Annotated in this window: 17 protein-coding genes; 8 read left to right on the plus strand and 9 right to left on the minus strand. The window is 63.7% G+C overall.

Translation table 11 applies throughout. The features are described from left to right. Positions 1-31: 31 nt before the first annotated feature. From B015_RS0100665 to gcvA, 9 genes are all read right to left on the minus strand, one after another. Complete coding sequence (locus B015_RS0100665; protein ID WP_018425713.1) at positions 32-739, minus strand: ABC transporter ATP-binding protein; 708 nt, start codon at positions 737-739, stop codon at positions 32-34. Beyond that, complete coding sequence (locus B015_RS0100670) at positions 736-1,473, minus strand: ABC transporter ATP-binding protein (protein ID WP_018425714.1); 738 nt, start codon at positions 1,471-1,473, stop codon at positions 736-738. The genes B015_RS0100665 and B015_RS0100670 overlap by 4 nt, the downstream gene beginning before the upstream one ends. Beyond that, the gene (locus tag B015_RS0100675) at positions 1,470-2,432 is read right to left on the minus strand and encodes a branched-chain amino acid ABC transporter permease (protein WP_018425715.1); all 963 of its coding nucleotides are present in this window, start codon (positions 2,430-2,432) and stop codon (positions 1,470-1,472) included. The genes B015_RS0100670 and B015_RS0100675 overlap by 4 nt, the downstream gene beginning before the upstream one ends. Next, complete coding sequence (locus B015_RS0100680) at positions 2,429-3,310, minus strand: branched-chain amino acid ABC transporter permease (RefSeq protein ID WP_026226744.1); 882 nt, start codon at positions 3,308-3,310, stop codon at positions 2,429-2,431. The genes B015_RS0100675 and B015_RS0100680 overlap by 4 nt, the downstream gene beginning before the upstream one ends. 169 nt (positions 3,311-3,479) lie before the next feature. Then, positions 3,480-4,784, minus strand: coding sequence for an ABC transporter substrate-binding protein (locus tag B015_RS0100685; protein WP_018425717.1), 1,305 nt, complete (start codon positions 4,782-4,784; stop codon positions 3,480-3,482). A gap of 146 nt (positions 4,785-4,930) precedes the next feature. Next, positions 4,931-6,349: a hypothetical protein gene (locus tag B015_RS0100690; RefSeq protein WP_018425718.1), complete on the minus strand. Its 1,419-nt coding sequence runs from the start codon at positions 6,347-6,349 to the stop codon at positions 4,931-4,933. Positions 6,350-6,432: 83 nt separating this feature from the next. Continuing rightward, positions 6,433-6,795: a hypothetical protein gene (locus B015_RS0100695; protein WP_018425719.1), complete on the minus strand. Its 363-nt coding sequence runs from the start codon at positions 6,793-6,795 to the stop codon at positions 6,433-6,435. A 17-nt stretch (positions 6,796-6,812) separates the two neighbouring features. Further along, positions 6,813-8,117 carry a nicotinate phosphoribosyltransferase gene (gene pncB, locus B015_RS0100700; protein ID WP_018425720.1) on the minus strand — a complete coding sequence of 435 codons (1,305 nt, stop codon included), beginning with the start codon at positions 8,115-8,117 and terminating at the stop codon, positions 6,813-6,815. Between the two features lie 198 nt (positions 8,118-8,315). Continuing rightward, positions 8,316-9,272 carry a transcriptional regulator GcvA gene (gene gcvA, locus B015_RS0100705; protein ID WP_018425721.1) on the minus strand — a complete coding sequence of 319 codons (957 nt, stop codon included), beginning with the start codon at positions 9,270-9,272 and terminating at the stop codon, positions 8,316-8,318. Positions 9,273-9,482: 210 nt separating this feature from the next. Here gcvA and speB point away from each other — a divergent pair, with 210 nt between their 5' ends. The 8 genes from speB (at position 9,483) to B015_RS0100745 (ending at position 16,820) form a co-directional block, all read left to right on the plus strand. Next, positions 9,483-10,544, plus strand: coding sequence for an agmatinase (speB, locus tag B015_RS0100710; RefSeq protein ID WP_018425722.1), 1,062 nt, complete (start codon positions 9,483-9,485; stop codon positions 10,542-10,544). Between the two features lie 88 nt (positions 10,545-10,632). Further along, on the plus strand, positions 10,633-11,436 hold the full coding sequence (locus B015_RS0100715; RefSeq protein ID WP_018425723.1) for a transporter substrate-binding domain-containing protein: 804 nt from the start codon (positions 10,633-10,635) through the stop codon (positions 11,434-11,436). Between the two features lie 3 nt (positions 11,437-11,439). Continuing rightward, complete coding sequence (locus tag B015_RS0100720; RefSeq protein WP_018425724.1) at positions 11,440-12,108, plus strand: amino acid ABC transporter permease; 669 nt, start codon at positions 11,440-11,442, stop codon at positions 12,106-12,108. Then, positions 12,105-12,752, plus strand: a complete 648-nt coding sequence (locus tag B015_RS0100725) for an amino acid ABC transporter permease (RefSeq protein WP_018425725.1) — start codon at positions 12,105-12,107, stop codon at positions 12,750-12,752. The genes B015_RS0100720 and B015_RS0100725 overlap by 4 nt, the downstream gene beginning before the upstream one ends. An 80-nt stretch (positions 12,753-12,832) precedes the next feature. Further along, the gene (locus tag B015_RS0100730) at positions 12,833-13,912 is read left to right on the plus strand and encodes an ABC transporter substrate-binding protein (protein ID WP_026226745.1); all 1,080 of its coding nucleotides are present in this window, start codon (positions 12,833-12,835) and stop codon (positions 13,910-13,912) included. A 222-nt stretch (positions 13,913-14,134) separates the two neighbouring features. Next, positions 14,135-15,172, plus strand: coding sequence for an ABC transporter ATP-binding protein (locus tag B015_RS0100735; RefSeq protein WP_018425727.1), 1,038 nt, complete (start codon positions 14,135-14,137; stop codon positions 15,170-15,172). Continuing rightward, on the plus strand, positions 15,169-16,023 hold the full coding sequence (locus B015_RS0100740) for an ABC transporter permease (protein WP_018425728.1): 855 nt from the start codon (positions 15,169-15,171) through the stop codon (positions 16,021-16,023). Before B015_RS0100735 ends, B015_RS0100740 begins: the two co-directional genes overlap by 4 nt. Continuing rightward, on the plus strand, positions 16,023-16,820 hold the full coding sequence (locus B015_RS0100745; protein WP_018425729.1) for an ABC transporter permease: 798 nt from the start codon (positions 16,023-16,025) through the stop codon (positions 16,818-16,820). Before B015_RS0100740 ends, B015_RS0100745 begins: the two co-directional genes overlap by 1 nt. Positions 16,821-16,834: the final 14 nt, after the last annotated feature.

The following is a 16,834-nucleotide window of genomic DNA, read 5'->3' on the forward strand; positions in this document are numbered from 1 at the left end:
ACTTGCCCCTTGTTCCCGTCACTACGGGGAGCTACCCCACGCCGACATAGCGCCTTACCATTTCAGGGTCCTTGTGCAGCCGTGCGACGTCGACCGTCTCGCGATTGCGGCCGTTTTCGATGAAGGCGACGCGGTCGGCCAGCGACAGAACCGCATCGACGCGCTGTTCGACCAGGATGGTAGACACGCCGTGCTGGCGCAGGCTGGCCACCGTCTCGCGAATGCGCGCGATCATCGACGGCATCAACCCTTCGGTCGGCTCGTCGAGCAGCAGCACGTCGGGTTCGAGGCAGAGCGCGCGCGCCATGGCCAGCATCTGCTGCTCGCCCCCCGACAGCGTGCCGGAGCGCTGCTTCAGCCGTTCGCGTAGCACCGGGAACAGGTCTAGGACCGCCTCGCGGGTCACGGCGCCCTTGCGCCGCGTCATCAGCCCGATTTCGATGTTTTCGGCGACGGTGAGCTCGGCAAACAGACGCCGGCCCTGCGGCACATAGGCGATGCCGGCCCTGGGCACCTCATGCGCAGGCAACTCGGTGAGCTCCCGCCCGCCGCGCCGGATCGAGCCGGCCCGCGCCCGCACCAGTCCCATGATCGCCTTCAGCGTCGTGGTCTTGCCCGCGCCATTACGGCCGAGCAGGCACAAAACCTCGCCCTTGTTCAGCTCGAGGTCGAGCCCGTGCAGCACCTGCACCTCGCCATAGAAGCAATCGAGCCCTGAAATCGTCAGCACGGCACTCATGCGCCGGCCTCCCCGATGGTGCCGAGATAGGCCTCTTGCACCGCCGCATTGGCGCGGATTTCCGGCGGCGTGCCTTCGGCGAGAATACGCCCGGCATTGAGAACGGTGATGCGGTGGGCGAGCGCCATCACCACCTGCATGTTGTGTTCGATCAAGAGCACCGTCGCGTCCCTGGAGATGTCGCGTACCAGGGTGATGAAGCCTTCGATCTCGCTGTCCGCCAGTCCTTGCGTCGGCTCGTCGAGGATGAGCAGCCGCGGCTTCAGCGCCAGCCCCATGGCGACTTCCAGCAGGCGCTGATGGCCATAGGCCAGTGTGCCCGCTGGGATGTCGGCGCGCGAGCCAAGCCCGACACGCTCCAGCGCCTGCATCACCCCTTGCCGCACCGCCCCGCGTGAGCGGCCGTCGGTCAAGGTCCGCTGCAGCGGCAGGGCGACATTGTCATAGACAGAGAGATTGGCGAAGACGCTGGTGATCTGGAAGGTGTAGGCGATGCCGCGCCGGACCCTAAGATGAGCCGGCATGTCGGTGATGTCCTCGCCGTCGAAGACGATTGTGCCCGCACTCGGCGCGTAGCGGCCGCACACCAGGCTGACGAAGGTGGTCTTGCCGGCGCCGTTGGGTCCGATGACAGCCCGGATCTCGCCGGGCATAACCGAAAAATCGACATCGTCGACGGCGCGCAGGCCACCGAATTGGCGCGACAGGTTCCTGACGACAAGCAACGGCGTCATGGCAACCACCTGACCCAGCGCTCCCGCACCGTGCCAAGCACGCCTTTGCGGAAATAGAGCACCAGAAGGATCAGCACCACGCCGACCACCAGCATGTAGGCCGAGGTGTAGCCGCTGGCGATGTCGATGACGTAGTACATGAACAGGGTGCCGATCAGCGGCCCGAGCGTCGTCGCAGCGCCGCCGAGCAGCACCCAGAGCAGCGGCAGGATCGAATATTGCACCGAAGCGAAGGTCGAGCCGACATAGCCGAACAAGAGCGCATAGGCGGCACCGGCAGCGGCGCAGATGACGCCCGAGGTCACCACCGCCGCCAGCTTGTTTGTGAAGGTGTCGTAGCCGAGCATCCTGGTGCGCTCCTCGTTCTCGCGGATCGCCACCAGCACGCGGCCATGGCGCGAACGCACAACGGCGAGCGTGGCAAACAGAACGATGGCGAACAGGGCAACCGCGAGAAGATAACGCGTCGTCGGATTGGTGAGATCGAGCGTAGTCTCGCCCAAGGCGACCTGCCTTGCCTGCTGCTGCAGCACCAGCCCTTCGTCGCCGCGCGTCCATTCGCCGAAATAGAGCGTGACGAGATAAAACACCTGCGCGAACATCATGGTGACGATCATGAAGGCGACGCCCGATGTCCTGAGCGCGAGCAGGCCGATCCCTGCCGAGACCACTAGGCCGGCGGCGAGGCCCGAGGCGAAGGCGGCAGGCACGCCCCAGCCGAGATGGTAGAGCGGCAGGCCGGCGCCGTAGAGCCCGGCGGCGAAGAACATGGCGTGGCCGAGGCTGAGCAGCCCGGCATAACCGAACAGCATGTTGTAGCCCATGGCAAAGACCGCGAGCACCAACACCCTTGCCAGCACGGCATGGTGATACTCGGGCAGGGCGAAGTTGAGCGCGACGAGCAGAGCGATGACCGCCGCATGCAGGGCGTAGACCTTAGCCGTCCCGTCGCCGCTCATTTCGTCGCCGCTCCGAACAGGCCCTGCGGGCGGAACACCAGCACCAGGGCGACGAGCAGCGTGGCGATGATCTTGGCCAATGTCGGCGAGAAGAACACCGAAATGATGCCATCGGAGACGCCGATCAGGAGCGCCGCCACCACGGTGCCGCGCAGCGAACCGAGCCCGCCGACAATGACGACGATGAAGGACAGGAGCAGCGGGTCGAGCCCCATCAGGTAATGGGCCTGGCTGATCGGCACGATCAGCACCGCAGCGATTGCCGCCAGCATGGCACCGAGCGCGAATACCGCGCCATAGACACGTCCGACCGGGATGCCGAAGGCCTGCGCCGTCTCGCGGTCATATTGGGTGGCGCGCATCACCAGCCCGATCCTGGTGCGGGTCAAGACGAACCAGGCGGCAATCAAAAGCAGTGCCGAAGCTGCGATGATCGACAGCTTGTAGCCGGAATAGCCGAACCATGGCAGTTGGATGCGGTAGTTGAACGGCGGCGTCACCGGCCGCGCTTCCGGACCGTAGAAGGTCAGCGCCAGCTGCTGGATGATGTAGAGCAGGCCGATGGTGGCGACGATCGTTGCTTCGGGGTTGTACTCGATCCGGCTGAGCACCAGCCGCTCCGATATCCAGGCGACGAAGCCCACGATCAGCGGCGACAGCACCAGAGCGGCAGCAAAACCCAGTGCCGGATGGCCGGTGACGGCTGACGTGATCGCCCAGGCGAGCACTGCGCCCAGCATGAAGAACTCGCCATGCGCGACATTGACGATGCGCATGACGCCGAAGACCAACGACAGGCCAAGTGCCGTCAAAGCAAGCACCGCAGAGGTGACGAGGCCTTCGAGCGTGGCCAACAGGAGGTGGGGTAAGAAGGGCATTCAGGTGTCGATTGTCCGGCAATGGCAGCGCTGCCCCTCACCCTTACCCTCTCCCCGTAAACGGGGCGAGGGGGGCGTTAGCGTTGCGGCCATCCTCCTTCTCCCCGTTCTGCGGGGAGAAGGTCCCGGCAGGGGGATGACGGGCAGCACCGGCATTGGCATCTTCAGCTCACAGCGGCTGCGTCGTGTAGTCCGCCTCGGGTGCGTAGATGCCGTCCTCGATCGATGTCCGGTGCACGACGTTGAGCTTGCCGCCTTCGACCTTGGAGATGTTCTGGTGGCCGAAGACCTGATGGATCTTGCCGTTGAAGATCTTGTCGCCTTGCGGATGCTCCGGCCCTTCCTTGAACTCGGTCAGCGCCTCGGTCGCCTCGACCAGCTTGGCGCGGTCCTCGGGGCCCTTGTAGCCTGCGTCTTCCATCGCCTTCTTGATGACGTAGAGCGTCTCCCAGCAGCCGAACATGTGGGCGGCGGTGGACACGTCCTTCGGGTCGCTCACCGAGGCGCCATTGTCGTCGATGCCGACTGCCTTGCGATAGGCTTTCTGCGCCTCGCTGTCATTGGCCTGCGCATAGCGCGGCGAGCCTTCCCAGAAATGGCTGCCATCGAGGAATTCGAGCCCTGGGCTGTTGATGTCGACCGCTTCGAGCGAGTCGATGAAGCCGAACAGCTGCGGCTTGTTCGAGCCGTAGAACTCGCCCAGTTCCTTGACGAAGGTCAAGACGCCGGGGCCGACCATGACGTGGTACAGCACCTCGGTATGCGCCGGGATCTGCGGCAGGTATTTGGTGAACGAGCTTTCCGTCGGCGGGATCGGGATCTGGGCGATCACGTCGCCGCCCTGCGCCTTGATGGCGGGGCCGAAATAGTCGCGGTGATCGTAGCCGAAGGCATAATCGGGATAGATCATCGTCACCTTCTTGCCGAGGTTGGCCGCGACCCATGGCGCGACCGAGGTGACCTGCGAGCGCACGTCGGTGATCCCGGGCTGGAACACCCAGCGGTTCATCTTGCCCGAAGCGACGTGATAGCCCTCGCTGACCACGTAATAAGGAATCTTGAGCTCGCCGGCGGTCGGCGCCGAGCCGACGACCACATGGGAAAACAGCGTGCCATAGACCACGTCCGTCTTGTGCTGTGAGGCGAACTTGCCGACCACCTCGGCGCCGCGCTTGGGGTCGGTGCCGTCATCCTCGACGATGATCTCGACTGGGCGGCCATTGATGCCGCCGGCATCGTTGATGAGCTTGACCGCGGCATTGGTCGTCTTCTCGTACCAGCGGCCATAGGCAGCGCCGATGCCGGTGCGATGCGCCTGGAAACCGATCTTGATCGGTGCCGACGACTGCGCCTGCGAGTAGCGCACGAAACCCGGGGCTGCCATCAGGCCGGCGCCCGCGGCGATGCCTTTGAGCGCCGCGCGGCGCGAGATGTTTTTCCTGCTGAGATCGAAGAAGCCGTTGCTGTCGGTCATGCCCTGTCCCCTTGTGCGCTTTTGACTGCCGATGCTGCGGATTGGAAGTCTTTGTTGGAGCGAAAACCGGATGCATGCAAACTAGATCACCGATCCTCGGGCTGGCAATAGAACCTTACCCAGGGTCAGCAACTCCTGCATTTGAACTATCCGGCAGTCGGGGTCGAGAGCAGCCACAGGCCAAAGACTGTGTAGCCGATCATCAGCAGCGTCAGCGGCAGCTGGCTCAGCGTTGCTCGGGCGGCCCTCGGGTGAAGCCGGTAGGCCAGCAAATGGGCTGCGAGTACGGCCAGCACATGGCCTGCGACGATGGCTGCGGCCTGCAGGTTCCACAGCCACCATGCCGAGTCCGCCCCCATCACGATGCCCGCCTCGACCGTCATCCCGGCTGTGCCGAACAGGTTCCAGCCGTGGCCGAACGGGTCCGACAGGGCGGCAATCGCATATTGGCCGTTGACCAGCAGCGACGTCAGATAGTGCGAGAAATGATAGGCAAGCGCGATCGGCACGATCGACCAGACCAACAGCCCGGCAGCCTTGGGCAGCGGCAACGTGCTTCGAACCAGCCTTTCGCCGGCCGGCACGGCAACAAGCCCAAGGCCGGCGAGCATGACGAACATCGCAGCAAGCCCGGTGCTGTTGATGCCAATGAGTGACGAACGGCCGGGGAATTCGAGCGGGTTGACGCCGTTCCAGCCAAGCCAGACGAAAGTCTTCGAAAAGCCGTCGAAGGAGACCGAGGCGAGCGTCAGCAGCAGGAACAGCGCCCCCGACAGCGGCAACGGCTCGACCCGGTCGAGCTTGGCGCCGGGCCAACACAGCGCGAGTTTCAGCCTGTTGCCCTGCCGTTCACCCTCGATAATGCCGAAACGCGATATCATGGTGAAGAAGGCCGACAGGAATTCGCCATGCCGGCTCCAGCGTTCGAAGCCGAAGGCGAGCATAAAGGCGAATGAAACGACCCAGTAGAGGCCGGCGGCGATGGCGAGGCGTTCGGGATCGTCGGGCGCCGGATAGATCAACTCGAACCAGGCGAAGGCGGCAAACAGCACGAAGGCCGGCCAGTAGCCGACCCATGCAGGAAACTTGAGCGCGCTCTCGCGGGGTTCTGCATTTCCCATCACCTTGGCGATCAGCCGGTATGGCCCGTACCAGGGATTGAGCCAGCGCCAGGCATTGCCGGCGAGGCCCTGGACCAGCGTCAGGCCGACCCACAGCAGTGTCCAGACAACGAGGGGCAAGGGATTGGACAGCGGGTCGCGGCTGCCAAACAGGCCCGCGGCGAGCAGCATTGCAAAGCCCATGAAAGACAGCAGGCTCAAGGGCAAGGCAAGGTCGGGCACAGGGCCAAGGGCCAGCCGCTGCCGCCATAACGCGACAAGCCGCTGCGGCGGCACCAGAGCCAAGACAAGAAAGCTCGCGGCAACCGCAAACGCTGCGCCGGCCATGTAGTGTCCGGTTGGAAGCAGCAGCACGTGGCCCCGGTCGGAGGCATGGGCGAAGGCAGGGGCGCTCGGCAACATTGCCGCAACGATTGCTGCCGAACGGCGGAGGACTTTGCCCATCGTTGTTGCAGGCTGCGTTTTCACGGTTTCAATGTGCCACATGTCGGTGGTGCTGGAGGACAACCGTATTCGGATCCAGTGCTTTAGTTCGTGGATTCGACCACGACGAAGCCGATCGCATAGCTGACAATCATGGCAAGGAAGAAGGCCGTGGACTTGGCGACTGCTATCATAGCATTGCCCACCGAGCGCGACCGGAACAGGTAGACCAGCAGTCCGAGCGCTGACGTTATCACCAGCAGCCACAGGTTCCACCGGGTCACCGAAACCGGGCGCGTCAGTGAATCCTGATAGCACCACTGTGCGACCAGCAGGCTGGACAGGAACGAGAAACCGATTTTGGTGGCTTGCCCTGAGATGGAGAGGGTATCGATCACGCCGAGGGCGAAATAGGTGACGAGCAACAGCAGGAGCACGATGGTCTTGCGGCTCGGAACCCACTTCATCCGTAGCCGCCTCTCGACTAGACCTTCACCAACTGTTCAACGCGATCCTTCTCGCCGAAGATGCGCAGGTAGCGGGCGATCTCGGCTTTGTCGCCGGTCGCCTTTGCCGGGTTGTCGGCGAGCTTCACCACGGGACGGCCGTTGGCCTCGGTGACCTTGCAGACCAGTGAAATCGCATTCAGCCGGTCGGTTGGCCGCGGCGCGCAGCCTTCGAAGTCGTTGGTCAGGTTGGTGCCCCAGCCAAAGGACATGCGCACCTTGCCCTTAAAGTGGTGGTAGGTGTCGATGATGGTGTCGACGTCGAGGCCGTCGGAGAAGATCAACAGCTTCGAGCGTGGGTCCTGGCCGCGTTCGCGCCACCATTTCAGTATGCGTTCGCCGCCCTCGATGGGCGGGGCACTGTCGGGACGGAAACCAGTCCAGTCGGCTACCCAGTCAGGCGCATCGCGCAGGAAGGCAGCGGTGCCGAACGCGTCTGGCAGCACGATCAACAGGTTGCCGCCATAATAGCGTTGCCAGTCGCGCAGCACCCTATAGGGCGACTGCTTAAGCTCATCCTCGTTGTCGGCGAGCGCGCCATAGACCATCGGCAATTCATGCGCATTGGTGCCGAGCGCTTCGAGGTCGGTGTCCATGGCCAGGAGCACGTTGGAGGTGCCGGTGAAGGCGTTGCCGATGCCTTCCTTCAGCGCCTCGACGCACCAGCGCTGCCACAGGAATGAGTGGCGGCGACGGGTGCCGAAATCCGAGATCTTGATGTCGGGCAGTTTCTTCAGCCGCTCGGTCTTGTCCCACATCTTGGCCTTGGCGCGCGCATAAAGCACGTCGAGCGCGAACGGGCCGAAGGCCTTCATGGCCGAACGGGAGCGCAGCTCGTTGATGATTGCGAGAGCAGGGATCTCCCACAGCGTGGTGTACATCCACGGGCCAGCGAAAGTCAGCTCATACTGGCCGTCGCGCTTTTCGAGGTGGTATTCGGGCAACTGGAAATCTTCGAGCCAGGCCAGGAATTCCGGCTCGAAGATCTGCTTGCGGCCGTAGAAATTGTTACCGCCCAGCCAGATCATCTCCTTCTTGGAGAAGCGCAGCGACCGTGCGTGGTCGAGCTGCTCGCGCAGTTCGCCTTCGTCGATCTCTTCGGCGAGCTTGACCGAGGTGGCGCGGTTGATCAACGAGAATGTAGCGTCGACCTTGCCGTGCATGCCCCAGATCATCTGCAGCATCAGAAGCTTGTAGAAATCCGTGTCGAGCAGCGAGCGGACGATCGGATCGAGCTTCCAGGTGTGGTTGTACACCCGCCTTGCAATGTCGGTCCTTGCCATTCCGCCTCGGTCCTCCCGGCGCATGGCTCCCGGTTTCGGATGGGATCATGCGCAGATACAAAGTGCTGCGGCCCGCCAGCGGCGCGCTTGCGTTGCTAGCTTTGGGATATAGCGCACCGGCGATCAAGCGCCCGACCACAAAAATCGATCCGTGGCCTCATGGTTGCATCGGCTGGATGAAATAGGCGGCGCGGCTGCTCATGCCGCCGGCGCGGCCTTCTGCCCGCGACGCTTGCGAATGCTGATCTGGCCGGTCACCTGCTCGGGCGCGGGCAGTTCCTCACGCTCGGCAAACAGCCAGTCGATGAAGGACTGCACGATGGGCGCCGAGCGCACTTCGTTGCGGCAGACGACATAGAAGGCATCGACCGCTGGCACCGACAGGTTGAAGGGTGTCACCAGCTGGCCGCGAGCGAGAAGGCTGGATGCGGTGACCGTGTCGCCGAGCGCGAGGCCATGGCCGTGCACTGCAGCCTCAGTGGTCAGGCTCGCGCCTGACATGCGGTGCTGCTGCCTCGGGCGCACGTCGAGCGCATCGGCCGCCGCCAGCCAGGTGTGCCACTCGCGCCCTTCGTCGGCATGGAGCAGCACGTGGTCGGCGAGGTCGCGCACGCTGCGGATCGGCCGGTTGTTGATCAGCGTCGGGCTGACGACGGGAAACAATTCGAGCGTCGACCACTTCTTCAGCCAGCAGTCGGTCCAGCTGCCGTCGCCATAGAGCACGCAGACATCGACGTCGGGCGAATGGATGTCGCGTGCGTCGTTGGAGGCGTTGAGGCGCAGGCTTATGCCCGGATACTGCGCGGTGAAGCCGCCGATGCGCGGCACCAGCCACAATGACAGCAGCGCCGGCACGCAGGAGACGGTGAGCTTGCCGGAGCTTGTTGGTCTGGTCATGCGGGCGGTGGCGGAGGCAATGCTTTCGAAGGCGCCCGATACGGCAGGCAGAAGCTCGGCGCCTTGCGGAGTGAGCTTGAGGCGCGAGCCGCTGCGCTCCAGAAGCTTGACCTTCAGCGTCGCCTCGAGCGCGCGGATCTGGTGGCTGATCGCACCATGGGTGACGTTGAGCTCGCCCGCGGCCTTGGTCAGCGAGCCATGGCGCGCGGTCGCCTCGAAGGCGCGAAGCGGGTTCAGCGGGGGCAGGCGCCGGGACATGAAAACTCCGCCTGGAAGGGGTCTCTGCTGTGAGAAATTCTCACAGCAGAGACCTTAACATTATCAATTGCTATTTCAACGGCGCTGCCGGAGACTTGTCCGATAACAAGCAAAAAGCATGCGGGGAACATGAGGTGTCAGGCCGTCCGCCGGGAGCGGACAGCCACAGGCGATCGCCCGCATGGCCATCTCGGACCACAGGAGGACATCATGGGTTTCGACGTCAAAAAACTTGACGAGCTGCGCAAGAAATATGGCGAGGGCCATGGCGGCGACCTGTTCGACCCGAAGTTCCGCCGCGTCGCCGACAAGATCTTCAACAAGTCGGGCACGCGCCTTGCGCCTTACTCTGGCATCCCGACCTTTCTGACCGCGCCCTACCTGCCGGTCGACAACGACAATCCCGATTTCGGCGACCTGCAGGTCGCGATGGTCGGCGTGCCGATGGATCTCGGCGTGACCAACCGTCCGGGCTCGCGCTTCGGCCCGCGCGCGGTGCGCGCCATCGAACGCATCGGACCCTACAATCATGTGCTCGACTGCGCCCCGGTGCAGGAGTTGCGCGTCGCCGATATCGGCGACATCGCCTTCCGCAGCCGCTACCGGCTTGAGCTCAGCCATGAGGACATCGAGCGCCGCATCGGCCAGATTGTCGACGCTGGCGTCGTGCCGCTGTCGGTCGGCGGCGACCACTCGATCACCCATCCGATCCTCAAGGCTGTCGGTAAGAAGCGCCCGGTCGGCATGATCCATATCGACGCCCATTGCGACACCGGCGGCGCCTATGACCTGACCAAGTTCCACCACGGCGGCCCGTTCCGCAACGCCGTGCTCGACGGGGTGCTCGACCCCACCCGCGTCATCCAGATCGGCATCCGCGGTTCGGCCGAATATCTGTGGGAGTTCTCCTACGAATCCGGCATGACCGTCATCCACGCCGAGGAGATCACCGGCATGGGCATCCTCGCCGTCATCGAAAAGGCGAAGAAGATCGTCGGCGACGGTCCGACCTATCTCTCCTTCGACATCGACAGCCTCGACCCGGCCTTTGCGCCCGGCACCGGGACGCCCGAGGTCGGCGGCCTGACGACGCGCGAAGTGCTGGAAATCATCCGCGGCCTCAAGGGCCTCAACCTGGTCGGCGGCGACGTCGTCGAGGTGGCGCCGCAGTATGATTCGACCACCAACACCGCGCATGCCGGCGCCCAGGTGCTGTTCGAGATCCTGAGCCTGATGATGTTCAGCCCCTTCGTTGCCAACAAGGGCGCCTGACCACAACGATTTCGTCTGGCCGCTGTTCTGGAAAAGGCGGCCAGATGCTAACGAGAAGCTTCAACAACATTCCAGAGGGAACCATCACATGAACATCAGGACATTTCTGCAGTCGACGGTCGCCGCTCTGGTTGTCGCGGGCGCAGCCGCTTTCGCCGCAGCGCCGGCCAATGCCGATGCGCTGGAAGACATCGCCAAGGCCGGCCAGATCAATGTCGGCGTCTTCGCCGACTTCCCGCCCTTTTCCTCGGCCAGCGCCGATATGAGCCTCAAGGGCTATGACATGGATGTGGCGCAGGCCATCGCCGATGCGCTCAAGGTCAAGCTGAACCCCGTTGCGGTGACCGGCCAGAACCGCATTCCCTATCTCAACGATCATCGCGTCGATCTTTTGATGAGCGTCGGTTATTCCAAGGAGCGCGAGCAGGTCATCGACTTCGCCGCGGCCTACGCACCTTACTACATCGCCGTGATCGGCCCCGCCGAACTCAAGGTCTCGGGCAAGGAAGACCTCGGCGACAAGTCGATCGCCGTCAACCGCGGCACGCTCGAAGACACCTCGTTGACCGAGGCCGCGCCGGCCACTGCCGACATCAAGCGTTTCGACAACTACAACGCCGTCATCCAGGCCTTCATCTCCGGCCAGACCCAGCTGATGGTGGTGGGCAACGACGTCGGCGCCCAGGTGCTGGCGCGCCAGGAGGCGCTGAAGCCGGAGCAGAAGTTCCAGCTTTTGACCTCGCCGTCGCATATTGGCCTCAACAAGAACGAGGAAGGCCTGAAGAAGGTCATCAACGACACGGTTGCCGCCATGCTGGCCGACGGACGTCTCGGCAAGTCATCGGAGCAGTGGCTGAAAGTTCCGCTCAACCCCGAGAACCTCAAGGACTGATCGGTGAGCTACAGCCTCGACTTCGGCTGGCTTGAAGGGGCCGCGGGCGCAATCGCCCGCGGCGCCGCCATGACGGTCCTGCTGATCGTCGTGACGACGATTGCCGGCACGCTGATATCGGTGCTGGCGGCAGCCGGCCGGCGCAGCGGGCCGAAATGGCTGAAACATGCCATCACTGTCTATGTCGAGGTGATCAGGAACACGCCGTTCCTGGTGCAGCTGTTCTTCATCTTCTTCGGCCTGCCGGCGATCGGCATCCGGCTCGACCCGATCGTCGCCGCCATCCTGGCGATGACGCTCAACATGGCCGCCTACACCACCGAGATCGTCGGCGCCGGCCTCGACGCCGTGCCCAGGGGCCAGCACGAGGCTGCGGCTGCCTTGGGCTTGCGGCCGCGCCAGGTCTTCGTCAAGATCGTGCTGCCGCAGGCGCTGAAAGTCATCTTTCCGGCGCTGACCAGCCAGATCGTGATCATGATGCTCGAGTCATCGGTCGTGTCGCAGATCGCAGTGCGCGAACTCACCTATGAGGCCGACATGCTGCAGGCCCGCACCTTCCGCGCGTTCGAGACCTATTTCGTCGTCACCATGATCTATCTCGGTCTTTCGATCGCACTGCGCCGCATCCTCGTCGGCGTCGGCCGGCGCACGCTCTCGGCGGGTGTGTCATGATCGAGTTCACCTTCTGGGACATCCTGCGCAACCTGATCTTCGCGACGCGCTGGACCGTGCTTCTGTCGATCGCAGCCTTCATCGGCGGCGGCATCGTCGGCATCGCCATCCTGTTCCTGCGCATCTCCAAGGCCAAGTGGGCGCGCCGTTTCGCCGGCGGCTACATTGCGCTGTTCCAGGGCACACCGCTGCTCATGCAGCTGTTCCTGATGTTTTTCGGCCTGCCGATGCTGGGCTTCCGCATCGAGCCGTGGACGGCGGCAGTGCTCGGACTGACCTTCTTTGCCAGCGCCTATCTCGCCGAGATCTGGCGCGGCGGTGTCGATGCGCTGCCGCGCGGCCAGTGGGACGCCGCAGCCAGCCTCGGCTTGCACCACATTCAGGAACTGCGGCTGGTGATCCTGCCGCAGGCCTTCGCCATCACCCGCGCACCGGTCGTCGGCTTCCTGGTCCAGCTGATCAAGGCCACCGCGCTGACCTCGATCATCGGCTTCGAGGAACTGCTCAGGACGTCGAACGCGATCAACAACGCCACCTTCGAACCATTCAAGGTCTATGGGTTGGTCGCGTTGATCTTCTTCGTGCTCTGCTACCCGCTGACACAATACGCACGGCGGCTGGAGGCCAAGACCGCGGCCCGTTGAACGGGCTTCACAATGAAGACTTTCAAATGGGAACAGCCGGCGCAAAGCCGGCGGAAAATGAGGAGAGAACAATGACCAGAATTCTGAACCACCCGATGAACCGTCGCGCCGTGCTTGGGGCCGGCGTAGCCTCGGCGGCCATGCTCGCCATGCCTGCCGTCCTGCGAGCACAGGACAAGTCGATCAAGATCGGCGTCTATGGCGGTTACTTCAAGAAATCCTTCGACGAGCACATCTTCCCCGAATTCACCAAGTCGACCGGCATCGCGGTGGAATCGGTGGCCGAGCCGACCGGCGAGGCCTGGCTGGTGCAGCTCGAGCAGGCCGCCAAGGCAGGCCAGGCTCCGGCGGACCTTTCAATGATGTCGCAGACGTCGGTGCTCAAGGGCCAGTCGACCAAGCTGTGGGCGCCGCTCGACCTCGCCAAGATCAAGAACAGCTCCAACCTTATCGACCATTTCGTCAATAAGTACCCTGACGGCGCGGTCGCCGGCATCGGAGCGGTGGCCTGGTACATCACCCTGGTGACCAACACCAACGTCTTCCCGACTGCGCCGGATTCGTGGACGGCGCTTTGGGACCCGGCAAACCAGGATAAGCTCGGCCTTCTGGCGCTTGCCTCCAACTCGTTCCTGCTCGAAGTGACGGCCAAGACCTTCATGGGCGGCACCAACGCGCTCGACACCGAGGAAGGCATCCTCAAGGCCTTCGAAAAGCTCGCCGAAGTGAAGCCCAACGTGCGGCTCTGGTATCGCGACGAGGCACAATTCGAGCAGGCGCTGAAGTCGGGTGAGATCCCGATGGGCCAGTATTACCACGATGTCACCGGCCTCGCCGCTTCCGAGGGGCAGCCGGTGCGCTCGACCTTCCCGAAGGAAGGCGGCATCCAGGATGCCGGCTCGTGGGTGCTGTCGCGCGCCTCGAAGAAGAGCGAGGAGGCGCACGCCTTCATCGACCACATGTGCCAGCCATCGGTGCAGGCTCTAATGTCGCGCAAGGTCGGCACTTCGCCCACCGTCAAGCGCGAGCTGATGGACCTGACGGCCGACGAGTTCGCCGCCGTCTCGTCAGATATCGCGCCGATCATCCCGCGCTATGACCTCTACACCACCAAGGCCGACTGGATTAACCAGAAGTGGACCGAGCTGATCGTCGGCTGATCTTCTTGCACCTTCTCCCCGCTCGCGGGGAGAAGGTGGCCTATAGGGCCGGATGAGGGCAGGGTCGGCGTGGCAAGGTTCGCGCCGCACCTCATTTGCCTGCCGGCATCTTCTCCCCGAGAATGGGGAGAAGAAAGGCCCTCCGCCAACGCCGCTCCACTTTCTAATCGAAGACTGCCGGGCTCTGCCTCGACAGTTGCAACAACCCATTTGAGGCCTTCCATGTCCGGACTCGTGCTTAAGGACATCGTCAAGTCATTCGGCAACTTCACCGCTGTGGACACTGCCAACCTGGCAGTGCCGCATGGCAAGTTCGTCTGCCTGCTCGGCCCGTCCGGCTGCGGCAAGACCACGCTCTTGCGAATGATCGCAGGCCTCGAGGACCCGACATCGGGCGCGATCATGCTGGACGACGAGGACATTACGCCGGTGCCGACGCACAAGCGCAACCTTGGCATGGTGTTCCAGTCGCTGGCGCTGTTTCCGCATCTCACGGTCGGCGACAACATCGCTTACCCCTTGCGCATCCGCGGCGCCTCGCGCGACGAGCAGAAGAAGCGCTCGGACGATCTGCTGAAGCTCATCCATCTGCCCGGTTTCGCCGATCGCCCGGTCTCGAAGCTGTCGGGCGGCCAGCGCCAGCGCGTGGCCATCGCCCGCGCGCTCGCGCTGTCACCAAGGCTGTTCTTGCTCGACGAGCCGCTGTCGGCGCTCGACGCCAAGCTGCGCGAGGCCATGCAGGTCGAATTGCGTCAGCTGCAGCAGCGGCTCGGCATCACCACCTTTGTCGTCACCCACGACCAGCGCGAGGCGATGACCATGGCCGACCTCGTCGTCGTCATGGGCCAGGGCAAGATCCTGCAGGCCGCCCCACCCATTGAAATCTACCGCAAGCCGGCCGATGCCTTCGTTGCCGACTTCATCGGCATGACCAACCTGCTCGACGCCGAAACAGACCGCGCCGGCCGCGTCTCCGTGCTCGGCCAGGCGATCCCTGACCTTGTCATGCCCGCCGGCCTCACCAGGGCTGCCGTGTCGATCCGACCCGAGGACGTGCATCTCGGCCCCGTCGGCGGCGACAGCATCGGCGGCACCGTGACATTCGTGCGCGACCTCGGCGGCACCATCGAGACCTTCGTCGAGGCCGGCGGCAAGACCATCATCGCGGTGGCGACGCCGCGCGAGCGGCCCAATGTCGTTGCCGGCCAGCAGGTCGGCATCACGTTGCCGGCCGATGCCTGCGTGGTGCTCAAGTCATGAAACGCGAGGCGCCGAAATCGATAGCCGACTACAGCCCGCTTTTCTTTCCCGGGCTGATGCTGATAGTCTTTTTCGTCATCCCGTTCTCGACGATGATCGCCGTCAGCTTCTTCCTGCGTGACCCCTCGGGATTCTACACGCCCGATTTCGTCTTCGACAATTATGCCCGCTTCCTCTCGGTCTTCTTCGGCAGGGTGCTGGCCTTCTCGCTGATGCTGGCGGTTATGGTCGCCATCTGCTGCGTCGCCATCGCGTTTCCGTTCACCTTTCTTCTGACCAAGCGGCCGCGCAAGGTGCAGACCATCTGGCTGGTCTGCCTGTTGTCGGTGCTGTCGCTGTCGGAGGTCATCATCGGCTTCGCCTGGTCGACGCTGTTTACCCGCACCGCCGGCATCACCAACCTGTTTGTCTTTCTTGGCCTGATGAAGGAGCCTGTGGCGCTGACGCCGAGCTTCTGGGCGGTGCTGACGGGCATGGTCTACCAGGCGCTGCCCTACACAATACTCGTGCTCTATCCCGCTTTGGTGCGCCTCGACCCGCAGTTGCTGGAGGCGGCGCGCACGCTCGGTGCCTCGCCGACGCGCGCCTTCGTTAATGTTGTGGTGCCGGCACTGCGAAACACAATCGTGGCGACGCTGATCATGGTCTTCGTCTTTGCGCTCGGCTCGTATTTGTTGCCGCAGATCCTCGGGCGCCCCTCACACTGGACGCTGTCGGTGCTGATCACCGACCAGGCCATCTACCAGTCCAACATGCCGTTTGCCGCAGCGATGGCGGTGTTTTTGGTGCTGATGTCGCTGGCGCTTGTCGGCCTCACTTTGCTTGTCGGACGCAAGGAGAACGCGCTGTGATGGCAACCTTCCTTCGCCGGCTCTACTTCACTGCCGTCGCCCTGTTTCTCGCCGCCCCGCTGATCGTTGTCGCCGGTGTCTCGGTCAACGAGAAGCAGGACCTCGCCTTCCCGCCCAAGGGCTTTTCGCTGTCCTGGTATGGCCAGATCTTCTTCGATCCGGAATGGCGCGCAGCCCTCATCGCCTCGGTCACGCTGGCGGTTACGGCGGCAGCCCTTGCGGTGGCGATCGCGCTGCCGCTCGCCTGGTTCCTGTGGCGGCGCATCGCGCCATGGGCCAACGTCTTCCAGATCCTCGGCCTCGCCCCCTTCATCCTGCCGCCAGTCATCACCGCATTGGGCATGCTGACCTTCTGGGCGACGTCAGGCTTCTACGGCCAGCCCTGGACTGCTGTTATCAGCCACGCGATTTTCTTCGTCACGCTACCGCTGGTGACGTTGTCGCTCGGTTTCGCCTCCATCGACCGCTCGCTGGTCGAGGCAGCCTCGACCATGGGCGCCGACGACCGCACGGTGCTGAAGACGGTGGTTCTGCCGTTGATCCGGCCCTATCTCGTGTCGGGCTACGCTTTCGCCTTCGTGCTGTCGCTCAACGAATACATCGTCGCCTACATGACCGTCGGCTTCACCATCGAGACGCTGCCGATCAAGATCTTCAACGCTCTGCGCTACGGCTACACGCCGACCATGGCGTCGGTGTCGGTGTTCTTCGTGGCGGTGGCGGCACTGGTGTTCTCCCTGATCGCCCGCTTCGGAGACATCAGGAAGCTTCTCGGTGCGATGTCGTCGGACACCTGATCTCCCGGTCTCAC

Origin of the sequence: Hoeflea sp. 108 (assembly GCF_000372965.1) — a bacterium.
Taxonomy (GTDB): Bacteria; Pseudomonadota; Alphaproteobacteria; order Rhizobiales; family Rhizobiaceae; genus Aminobacter.